Annotated in this window: 8 protein-coding genes and 1 pseudogene; 8 read left to right on the top strand and 1 reads right to left on the bottom strand. The window is 34.1% G+C overall.

What is annotated here, in order from left to right; genetic code table 11:
- The 8 genes and pseudogenes from AO58_RS18105 to AO58_RS0113740 all read left to right on the top strand — a co-directional run.
- Nucleotides 1–885 (top strand): annotated as a pseudogene (locus AO58_RS18105) (hypothetical protein); the annotation flags it as partial.
- 76 nt (nt 886–961) lie between these two features.
- A complete protein-coding gene (locus AO58_RS0113770) occupies nt 962–1354 on the top strand; it encodes a hypothetical protein (protein WP_024982263.1) in 393 nt (130 codons plus the stop codon).
- A 188-nt stretch (nt 1355–1542) separates the two neighbouring features.
- Complete coding sequence (locus AO58_RS0113765) at nt 1543–2346, top strand: hypothetical protein (protein WP_139225557.1); 804 nt, start codon at nt 1543–1545, stop codon at nt 2344–2346.
- 175 nt (nt 2347–2521) lie between these two features.
- Entirely contained in the window at nt 2522–2896 is a 375-nt protein-coding gene (locus tag AO58_RS0113760) for a hypothetical protein (protein WP_155959424.1), read from the top strand.
- A gap of 39 nt (nt 2897–2935) precedes the next feature.
- Nucleotides 2936–3286 (top strand): hypothetical protein, encoded by a 351-nt coding sequence (locus AO58_RS0113755; RefSeq protein WP_074917648.1) that lies wholly within the window; start codon nt 2936–2938, stop codon nt 3284–3286.
- A gap of 26 nt (nt 3287–3312) precedes the next feature.
- Nucleotides 3313–4656, top strand: a complete 1344-nt coding sequence (locus tag AO58_RS0113750) for a hypothetical protein (RefSeq protein ID WP_024982259.1) — start codon at nt 3313–3315, stop codon at nt 4654–4656.
- A gap of 21 nt (nt 4657–4677) precedes the next feature.
- Entirely contained in the window at nt 4678–5070 is a 393-nt protein-coding gene (locus AO58_RS0113745; protein WP_024982258.1) for a hypothetical protein, read from the top strand.
- 382 nt (nt 5071–5452) lie between these two features.
- Entirely contained in the window at nt 5453–7951 is a 2499-nt protein-coding gene (locus tag AO58_RS0113740; RefSeq protein WP_024982257.1) for a DUF5686 family protein, read from the top strand.
- Nucleotides 7952–8282: 331 nt separating this feature from the next.
- On the opposite strand, the gene AO58_RS0113735 is transcribed toward AO58_RS0113740, so the two are convergent.
- Complete coding sequence (locus AO58_RS0113735; protein ID WP_024982256.1) at nt 8283–10550, bottom strand: cation:proton antiporter domain-containing protein; 2268 nt, start codon at nt 10548–10550, stop codon at nt 8283–8285.
- Nucleotides 10551–10595: the final 45 nt, after the last annotated feature.

Below are 10595 nucleotides of genomic sequence, written 5' to 3'. Positions count from 1 at the left end.
ACTTCAAAAACATCAAAAATTAGTGATGTTGATTGTGAATTGTGGGGCTATTTCTTAACCAATGATGATACTGGTGAAAGAACGCTTATCTATACTTGGTATGTATGTTCCCGTTCTGGTCAACCAGAACAGGTACCTCCTGGTGATGGAGGTGGAGGTGGAGAGGCTGTAAGTTGTGGGACTGGATATATTCAAGATGAATACGGAAATTGTGTTGTAGATGATCAGATTATTGTTGAACTTACTGGAAAAGAAAAGTGTCTCAATGATTTGTTAGACAAAAATGGGGTTTCTTTTGTAAAAAATTTATTAGCTAATTTTAAAGGGAATTCAGAATTTAATATCAAAATTGTTTCTAAAGACAAAGTAACAGTTTTAGATGAAAATAAAATTACTAAAGAAGTTAATGGAAAAACGGAGCACACACCAGGAAGCACTTTAATGACAATTGAAATCAGCACATCTAGAACAAATGAACATTCCGCTTTGGATGCCGCAAGAACCATCTTGCACGAATACATTCATGCCGATATGTATAGAAAAACATACTCAAAAGACATAACAAACAAAGAAGTTTTGGATTTTAATAAAACTTATGAAGCATACGGAAATCAACACGGAACTATGGGAGCATTATACATCGATAGTATGAAAGAAGCTCTAAAAGCGTTTCATAGAGATGTTCTTACCGATGATTATAATAAATACACAAATTATTTTGGAGAAACACCTAGTGATGCCTTTTATGAGGCTCTGGCTTGGAACGGGCTAAAAGAAAGCAATGTTAAGTCTTGGACAGATTTACCTGCAGAAAAAAAAGCAGCAATAGAAGCACTTGCAAACAGAGTTCCTCTTTTAAGTAAAACAGTTCCTTGTCCTAATTAATTAAAAAGTTACAATCCTAAATTATGTGTTGAAATTTCAATATATAATTTAGATTGGAGCCTAAACAACTTTAAATATGAAAACAGCTATTTTCCTTCTATTCCTTTTATTTTTAACCCCTATTTTAAATGCTCAAGAAAAACCAAAAGACACCCTCTATTTTAACTATGATAATAAATATATAAATAAATATGTTGAAATTCCAAATCATTTGTATCTGGATGATAGTAGTGGAGGCAGTAAAGGATCTTTTTTCTTTAAAGAAGTTGAAGTAAAAAACAATCTAAAGCCAAAAAAAATTCTATCCCTCAAAAAATTCATACATTCATCGGAATTTTACGATAAAAAGAAAAAACTGGAGGATGAAAAACTTGCCGTATTTTTTAGTAATTACGTGGTGTTTTTAGTAAAAAAGATTAATAAAAGCGTAAAATATATTCATGTAGAATCAGGTATTGAAATTGAATAACCCTATTAAATTTTACCCCCATTCCCGCACGAAAAATGTCATTAGGTTAAGGGATTTTTTGTCATTTCAACCAGCGGGAGAAATCTAATAATGTGAGAAACTAATGAGATTCCTCGTCCCTGGGAAAGACAAAATCGAGAAGTTTTTTTTCTTAACTAAATGACATTTTTCGTGCGGGAATGGGGGACATGTTCTCAATCGATGGTGAAACAGGAGAAGAAACGCTGTTATATACGTGGTGTGAATGTTCTGGCTCTAGCCAACCAGAACAGGTGCCCCCTGGTGACGGAGGTGGTGGCGAACCTGTAAGTTGTGGCCCTGGATATATTCAGGATGAATATGGAAATTGTGTTGTAGATGATCAGATTATTGTTGAACTTACTGGAAAAGTAAAATGTATTTATGATAAATTAATGAATTCAAATTCTGGATTTAAAAATGCTATACAAAAATTTGACGGAGAATTCCCTGTAAGTCACTTGAAATTCATTAATACTACTTCCCTTCCAAATAATATTAACGCTACAACTCATCCTCCTTTGAATTATTTAATAACTATTGAAGTTAATGATAACAACTTATCTAGGCCAAATTTATCAATTGCGAGAACATTGATTCATGAAACTATTCATGCTGAAATGTTTAGAAAAATATTATCTATTTTAGAAAATGGAGGAGACTTAAATGGTTTAACTATAGATGAATGGAATCAAAAATTGTCAAACGGAGACTATCTTGGTATTTATGATTATTATAGTCGTTTCGGTATTAATGGAATGCAACACAAACAAATGGCAGCGCACTATAGAACTACAATAAGTGATTACCTTAAAGAGTTTCAACCTGGTCTTTCAGAAAGTATATATGCCTCTTTAGCATGGGAAGGATTAAAAGGAACAACTTCTTGGAATTTGTTACCCCTTTCAGAAAAAAATGCAATAAACGTAATTATAGCTAATTTTGAACAAGCTGGTAGTGAAGATTGTAATTAAATATGAAATTAACAAAAACATGTTTGTGCAATTAGACACAAAAGAATATAATTTTCTGATTATCAATTTATTAAAAAACAACATACATATGAAAAATTTGTTTATCTACCTAATAATTTTAAGCTCAAGTATCAAAATGAATTGTCAACAACTAAATAACAAATCTATCTTTGTTATGATTGATAGTATTCAAAATGAACAATTATTTATTTTAGAAAAAAATAAAAATAATGTTTATGCAAACATAAAAATACTAAAATATGATAAAAGAAAAGAGGGGTTTAATAATAAAGAAACAAAAATAAAATCTAAAAATGATATAATTCAAGTAAACCCTGAACCAAACATTATAAATTACTATGAATTTAGAGCAAACAATCCCCCGCAAAAATTAAATAGTTTAAAGGGCTTGAAGCTGAATAGCATACAAGATGTTAGCAAAAACAAGAAAAATGTATGGAGTAAATACCCATATACTATTTTCTTTGTAGAAAAATTAGAAAAAAGAGAATATAATTTATGGGAAATGAATTTGATTATATACGAATAGTGGATTTCCTCAGATAAGCCAACTTGGAATCATGAAATGATGGCAAACCATTACAGAAGTACAATTGCTGATGTGATACAACAATTTGATAATAATCGTCTTCCCCTATCTACCTATGAAGCTGTAGCGTGGGTAGGTTTGGGTAAACTTGACAAAAATGTAACTACAATTGCTTGGGATAATTTACCTCCAGATGTAAAAGCCTCAACTAACGCACAACTTAACTTTCACAACAAACATCAACGAAACCGTCTCCAGAATCTATTGGAGACGGTTTTTTTGTGCTTAAAAATCACTAAATGTGGGTATTGTGAATTGATAAGGAATACCTATTTTTATAAACCATTAACTAACAACCATTTTATGAAAACAAACAAACAAACAAACTAAAAATCAGTGTTCTAAGACTTCTTGTAATGCTATTTATAGGATGTATTCAAAGTTGCTCTACTGAAGAATCTGTACTAGAAAATAATGCTGTCATTAAAACCGTTACCAAAAAAGAAGCCATCCAATTCCTAAAAAAGTATGATACGACTTTGGGAATTAATAGCAAAAACACTGCTTTAATCTTTGACTTCAACAAAATAACTCAAGAAAAGCTAATCAATACATCAGAATTGCTAACAGTGGTACCGGTATTCACTAAAGCTAAAAAACAAAGAACGCGTGCGTTATTACTAAAAGTAGAAAACTCCATTGAAACCATTCTCTATAACGAATACCCAGATGCATCTTCTACAAAAAGTAGTTTTACAGGTATTATTCTTATGACGAAATTGAATGGCGATTTCATTAGAGCCTACCGATTAAAAAATAATGAATATGATGTAGAATTAGCTCCAACCACTGGAACTAAAACTAACAAACTATTTCCTTCAAAAGATGTCATCGCAATAGAAGAATTAAATGAAGTAATCATAAAGAATAATTACAAAAAACCATCAGGCTATATCATTATACTTGAATTTACTCCTCCATCACCAACAGCACCTAATAATGAGTTGATTTGGGAAATCACTGGTGGCGGTGGTGGTAGTGAAGAAATAATTTGTGGCTCTGGATATATTCAAGATGAATATGGAAATTGTGTTTTAGATGACCAGATTATTGTTGAACTTACTGGAAAAGAAAAGTGTCTCAATGATTTGTTAGACAAAAATGGCACTTCTTTTGTGAAAAATTTATTAGCTAATTTTAAAGGAAATTCAGAATTTAACATTAAAATTGTTTCTAAGGACAAGATAATCGTTGATAAAAATGGAATTACTGAAGAAGTTAACGGAAATACGAAGTATATCGAGGGAAGTAATTTAATCACAATTGAAATCAGCACAACAAGAACAAATGAGCATGCAACTTTAGATGTCGCAAGAACCATATTACATGAATACATTCATGCCGATATTTTCAGAAAGCTAAACACAACAACAGGCACATTAGCAGAAAGTTTGGATTTTAAAATTACATATGAAGCATATGGAAATCAACACGGAGCTATGGGAGCTTTATACATTGATAGCATGAAAGAAGCACTAAAAGCGTTTCATAGAGATGTACTCACCGATGATTATAATAAATACACCAACTATTTTGGAGAAACACCTAGTGATGTCTTTTATGAGGCTCTGGCTTGGAGCGGACTAAAAGAAAGCAATGTTAAATCTTGGACAGATTTATCTGCAGAAAAAAAAGCAGCAATAGAAGCACTTGCTAAAAGAGTTCCTCTTTTAAGCAAAACAGTTACGTGTCCAGACTAATTTTATAAAAACTTACTAGTTATGAAAACAATTTTTCTAGTCCTATTATCTTTCTTTTTCGTGAGTTTAAAAGCACAGGAAAAAGAAAAAGATACACTTTATTTTAAATATGACAATAAGTATGTTTATGAATCAAAATACGCCCCTAAAGAGTATTTACTTAAAGACAGTAACAGTGACGAAATCTTTTTCTTTAATGAGGTTGAAAAAGTTACTGATTTAAACCCGAAAGAAATACTTTGTCTTAAAAAAATTATACGCACCCCTAAGTTTTATGATGAAAACAAAAAACAAAAATTAAATAATTATAAACTTATTCTTTTTTTTAGAGATTATGTTGTGTTTTTAGTTAAAAAAACCAATAATAAAACTGAATATATTCGTGTAAATCCAGCTGAAGTAATTTACGATTAAGTGTATAAACCCAACTACCGCACGAATCCTTCCGTTTGATAGTTTATTACAAAGTGTATTCTGTAATTACAAAACAGTGCGTTTAGTCTGTACTTTTAGTTTTTTGGAATTTTTATTTTATCCACGAATAATTCCCTTGGGAACTGGGGTTTTGAATAGAGTAAGAGAAAAACAGGGCTCATCGTCTTCAAAAGTTGTAATTATGAAAAAAGAAAAGGGCAAGTGGATAATAGTTAGAGTTATGGGAGATTATATCTATTCATAATTTTAAAAAATATAAATCAACTCAACGAAACCGTCTCCAGAATCTATTGGAGACGGTTTTTTTATGCTATTTTTGTCAATCTAATACAAAAATCGCTTGGGTTCAAAATACACTTTTATGAAGCAATTGAGTTGGTTGTTGCTACTTTTTACGTTCTCTGGGCAAGCGCAATTCCAATGGAATGGTTTGGTGAAAGACGCGAAGACCAATCAACCCTTGCCTTTTGCGAGCATTACCAGTAACACGGGAGTACAAACCGTCTCGGATGTTGACGGGAAGTTTCTGCTCACAAGTGCCAATCCCATCACGGATTTTATCGTCTCGTATATTGGCTACGCTCCTATTCAACAAAACATCATCCCCAACAAAACGTTTTACGGGATTGTACTAGAAGAAAAATCCAATGACTTGAATGAAGTCATCATTCCAAATGACAATGACGCATTGCGCATTATTCAGCAGGCGATTGCAAATAAAAACAACAACAACCCAAGAAAAAAAAACAAAAGCTATTCCTTCAAATCCTATAACAAACTCTTAGTTACCGCCAATCCTGACTCCATCAACGGAAAAATTGATTCGATTTTTGTTGAAAAAACCTACGGTAAAGAGCTAATAAAAATAGATTCTTCAAATTATAAGTTCAAAGAAATCATCAGTAAGCAACATTTATTTCAAACGGAGAAAGTGTCCTTTTTTCAGCACCAAAATACTCATTTGAAAGAAGTTATATTGGGCACCAAAATGTCAGGTTTCAAACAACCTATTTACGAGATTATTGCTTTTAATTTACATTCCTTTTCGATGTATGATGCCAAATACGAATTGTTTGAAACCAAATACAATAGCCCCATAGCCGATGATGCAACAGAGCATTACCACTACAAACTACTCGATTCGGTAACCATAGATGGCAGGAGTACCTACATGATTTATTTCAAAAACAAAAAAAAGAAAAACGCTTCAGGCTTAGAAGGCGTACTATATATTGATACCAATTCCTATGGTATTGCCAAAGCCATTATGCGCATCAAAGGAGTTTTAGACATTAGCAGTACTCATGAGTTTGCGTATTTTCCGAAAGAGAAAATTTGGTTTCCTATCACCAAAACCTTTCAAATTGTAAAAGGAAAAAATGAAAATGATATTAAGATTCTAGGTGGCACCATACAATTTGATGGTGCCGAAGAAGTCTCGTTTATGCCCAGAAAAAAAGAGGCTACAGACATCAGTTATTTACGATCCAAAAGCTACTATTTTGACATTCAATTTGACAAAGTGGTCGTTATAAAACAGCCATCCATTGCGATTGAAGTCGAGACCAACGCCATTAACCCGCCAGAATCGTTTTGGCAAACCTACCGCAAGGAGCCCCTTGACCTACGCAGCCAAAAAACCTATAGCGCGGTGGATAGTATCTCTATCAAAAACGGAATTGAAAACAAACTACTGTTTGGCAGAAAAATCATTAATGGGTATGTACCCATCAGTATCATTGATTTTGATTTAAGAAAGTTTGTGAGTTACAACAACTATGAAGGTTTTCGCTTAGGTGTTGGTGGTATTACCAATGATCGCTTTTCAAAAAAATGGAAAATTGAAGGGTATAGCGCATACGGAACTAAAGACGGAACTTTTAAATACAGTTTAGGTATTGGCAGCAGAATCAATAAGTTTTCGAATACTTGGTGGGGCATTTCGTTTACTGATGATGTGCGAGAAATCGCCAGTACTGCATGGGCTGTTGATAAACGTGGTTTTAAAATATACGACCCAAGACCCATAAACATTAGTACTTTTTACCATTATCAAACTTGGAAAACAAGTGTAGAAACCAAATTTATCCCCAAAACGGAGAGTATCTGGGAAATTTCCAACACTTTTGTGGAACCGCGTTTTGATTATGTTTATAATTTAAATGAAAAATTATTCACAAAATACAATTTGACTACAGCCATGGTTTCGTTGCGATGGAATCCGTTTAGCGACTATATGCAAACGCCGACCGGAAGAATTGAAACCGAAAAACGATATCCAAAATTTACGTTTCAATTTACCAAATCGTTACCCAATGTAGGCAATAATGATTTTGAATTTAGCAAAATCGACTTTAGAACCGAGTATCAAAAAAACTATTTGAATGGCCAAAAAACAAGTTTGCTTTTTGAAACCGGTTACGTAGTGGGCGATTTACCTTTGACACATTTGTATAACACCTCGCCCAATAACTTGAATAAAGAAACCATTTTTCAACGGATTACTTTTGGCGGAAAAAACAGTTTTGAAACCATGTTTTTTAACGAATTTTTCTCCAGTAAGTTTGCTTATTTTCAATTCAAACATCAATTCAATCGGATTCCTATCTTGAAAAAAGTGAAGCCAGTGTTGGTATTGGTGAGCCGAATGGGATGGGGCGACATGGAAAAACCAGAGCAACATGTGGGTATTGATTATAAAACCTTACGCGACGGTTTTTTTGAATCGGGTATTGAATTGAATCAGATTTTTAATGGTTTAGGCTTGAGTGGTTTTTACCGATATGGCCCGAATCAATTGCCAAAATTTCAAGACAATATTGCGGTAAAAATTAGCTTTATTTTGAATTTAGGATTTTGATTGTTTGCAGGGTTAAGCGAGGGATGTAAGCCAATGCCATTAAGTAAAGAGATTTTTGATTGAAGAGCAACGATTCTTGATTTTTGATTTTGTGCTAATAAATAAGAAAAACTAGTTTTTTCAATGGTTTACACATCAGCAATCAAAAATCGTTATTCAAAAATCAGCAATCAAATTATTGATTATTTCTTAACTTAATGACATCGGGATGGAAGCGGGATCCTCGTAACGCAGCGGAGAGATATAGCGTAAAGCCCGACAGCATAAAAAAAAGAGCCATTCACCGGCAGGATGAATGGCTCTTTTTTTTATGGTGGCACGCCCAATTTACCTAAGGTTTTAGTATAAGTACTGAGGGTACGCCGCTCAACCAAATACTTCGGGAATCAACTAGGGCTTTCCAACTTTCGAGACTGATCATCATTAAATCTTGATCGGCCAGGAACTCTTTTTTGATGATTTTTTCGCCATACAACGTGATGTTATTAGGGAACTTATGTTCTAACGAACTGATGGCGCTTCCGATGACGAAATTGGACTTGATGTGTCCGTTTACATCTAACACTACCACTTTGGATTTATTATTGTGAATCATTTTTTGAGCATAATCGATCAAAAAGGCATCTTCGGAATTGAAGATCGGGATAAAAACAGTGTTGACTTTTTGTAAATCTTTATCGATCAAAATCCCTACTGGCATTTTGGCTTTGAGTAATATTTGTCGGGTTCTCTCGTCAAAAGGAGAATTGGCAAACAAGCCTTCTTTCCCAGTGAATTTGTCCATTAATCGTTCTGGATTAATGATTCGGGTGGTAAATCCAATGACTTTGCCGAGTAAAGTGCCTTCGAAAATAGATTTTCCGAGTCCAATTAACAACAAATCGTATTCGCCATGATTGGCCGTATCGGTGATTTCGGATTCGATGTCCAAAGTGGCTTTGAACAAAGTCGTAACTTCCTGTTTTAGCAGTTTGGATTCTTCTTCTATGGGAAGAAAAGCAGCGGTTTCTTTATCTTCGATGGCAAACGAATGCATTTCGTTGCTCAAAGAAAGGTGCATAGCGGTAACCGAGGCGTCTTTTTGTTTTCGAACAAAAGCATTCGCCAAACGAAGCAATGATCTTCCTTTTTCGTTGTTCCCAAAAGATAGCAAGATACGATAGACTTTGACTTGCTCGCTTTCTTCAGAATCGACATCGTCTTTGGTTTTGAAAATAAAATTAATAAGGTTCAACGCTGGCCCAGTCATAAACGTAGTAAACAAGGCCATAATTACCATCATGGTAAAGACAGCCGGAGTTAAAACCCCTAACTCTAGCCCAATGTTGAGAACAATTAATTCCATCAAGCCACGTGTATTCATTAATGCGCCGATGGTAAGACTATCTCTCCAATTTTGTCCCACAAATTTAGCAGCAATGGCACTCCCGAAAAACTTTCCAACTACTGCGACTAAAATGATGCAACCGGTGACTTTCCATAAATAAGGATCATTTATCAATCCGATTTCGGTTCGTAATCCGGTAAAAACAAAAAACAAAGGCAAGAGCAAAATGACGGATACGTCCTCTACTTTTTCAATGAATAAAATTCGGAACTTGGTAACATCAGGCATGATTACACCCGTCATAAAAGCACCAAAAAGAGCATGAATTCCAATAACCTCAGTGGCATATGAAGCAATAATTAAGGTCACAAAAAAGATGGCTACTACCGGTTTACTAATATTTTCTTTAGTGGCGTATAAATCACCAATTCGTTTTAGAAACGGTTTTACAATAAGTAACATAATCAGTACAAAACCTACCGATAATGAAATCACATACAACGAACTCACAAAAGAGCCTGCTTTTACAATGGCAATAACGGCTGCCAACAAACACCAAGCCGTGATATCATCGGCAGCAGCGCACGTGATGACAATGGCACCTAATTTGGTTTTATGAATGCCGCGTTCTTGAACAATACGTGCCAAAACGGGAAACGCCGTAATACTCATTGCGATTCCCATGAACAAACTGAACGAAAGGAATTTTACCCCGTCGGGAGCAAATTGATCATACACAAAATACGCCAAACCAATTCCGAGGGTAAACGGAAAAATAATACTAGCATGACTAATAACAACCGCTTCGTTGGCTTTGTTTTTCAGTACTTTCAAGTCTAGCTCCATTCCGATTACATACATGAAAAGTATCAAACCGATTTGACTCAGAAATTTCAAATTACCTAGTGAAGCATCGGGAAACAGTACTTGAGAAAACTCCGGAAAATACATACCTAACAAGGACGGCCCCAAAGCAATTCCGGCAATAATTTCGCCAATTACAGACGGTTGTCCAATTTTTTTAAATACCCAACCAAAAATTCTTGCTACAACAATAATGGTAATAATTTGGGCCAACAATATCGCTAAGGGCTCCTGAAAACTGTGTTGCATGGTCTCTATAAAATCCAACCAAGCATCCTTTGAACTTATTTTGGTTTTCACCACATCATTGCCTTCTAGAAGTTTTCCATTTTGAATAATCCAATACATTAACACGGAAAAACCACCCGTAACCGTGATATAAAAAATAGAGTTCCTGTACTTTTTCATTGATTTAATTTAATACGTAATGAGTGACTTGTTATAGCAAAGATG

Origin of the sequence: Flavobacterium succinicans LMG 10402 (genome assembly GCF_000611675.1) — a bacterium.
In the GTDB taxonomy this organism is placed as follows: Bacteria; Bacteroidota; Bacteroidia; order Flavobacteriales; family Flavobacteriaceae; genus Flavobacterium; species Flavobacterium succinicans.
The sequence above is the reverse complement of the archived record's forward strand: the minus strand, read 5'-3'. Positions and strand labels throughout refer to the sequence as shown.